Origin of the sequence: Streptomyces sp. 150FB, assembly GCF_000818195.1 — a bacterium.
Lineage (GTDB): Bacteria > Actinomycetota > Actinomycetes > Streptomycetales > Streptomycetaceae > Streptomyces.
In genome coordinates, this window is record NZ_JTHL01000001.1 from 4,699,778 (window position 1) to 4,700,693 (window position 916).

General features: G+C 73.5%; 1 protein-coding gene. It reads right to left on the reverse strand.

The genetic code is table 11. From position 1 onward, the window contains the following. Positions 1-172: 172 nt before the first annotated feature. Positions 173-916, reverse strand: a 744-nt coding sequence (locus QR77_RS20130; RefSeq protein ID WP_040028307.1) for a phosphotransferase, incomplete at its 5' end; no start/stop codon positions are given.

Genomic DNA, 916 nt, shown 5'->3' on the forward strand with positions numbered 1-916 from the left:
GGCCGGCGACAACGGAGGCAACGGCAGTGCCGGGCCGGGCGGCGGCGACCAGGGCGGCGGCGACGGCAGCGACGGCGGGAACGGCGTGACCGGCCTCAACAAGAACTGACCGGTCAGGCGCGACCTGGTCAGGCGTACCTCGGCGGCCGGTGATCGGCCGCCGAGGTACGCCTCATCCTGCGAAGGCGTCGAGCACCGCCTCGTACTCCTTCGTCCACCACACCGCCAGGGCCGACACCGCTGCGAACTGCGGGTCGGCCCTTCGGTCGTCCAGTTGATAGCGCCAGCGCAGTATCCAGAAGTCGTTGAGCCGCTCCCACCACACCCGGTGCACGGCTGCCGCCAGCTCCGAGGCGTCCGCGCCGGTCTCCCGCCGGTAGGCGCGCGCGTACGCCCGTACCTTGGTCAGCTCCAGCTCGCCCGTGGGCCGGACGAAGAAGATCGCCGCGCCCCGTACGGCCTCCTCGGCGCGCGGCTGGACGCCGAGCCGGTCCCAGTCGATGATCGCTGCGGGGTCGGCGCCCCGGTAGAGCACGTTCAGCGGGTGGAAGTCGCCGTGCACCCAGCCCGAGGCCGGCTCGGAGCCGGGGGGCGGGCGCCGGTGGTGGTGACGTTCCAGCAGGGTGCGCCGCTCGGTGAGGCGGTGCTCGGCGAGGGCGTCGAAGGCGTCGTGCGCCGTGCGGTTACGGGCCAGCGCCAGCAGTTCGTCGATGAGCGCGAACGTGTCGGCCGGCTCCGCGCTGTCGTCGTACGGGAACGTCGCCGGGTCGGTGTCCATCACCTGTTCGAGACTGGTGTGGACGCGCCCCAGCAGCGCTCCCAGGCGCCGTGACTCCGTGCGCTCCAACTGGGCGCCGGTCCGGTGGCGGCCCTCGATCCAGGGGTGCAGCGCGTAGCAGCGCCCGCCGAGGACGGC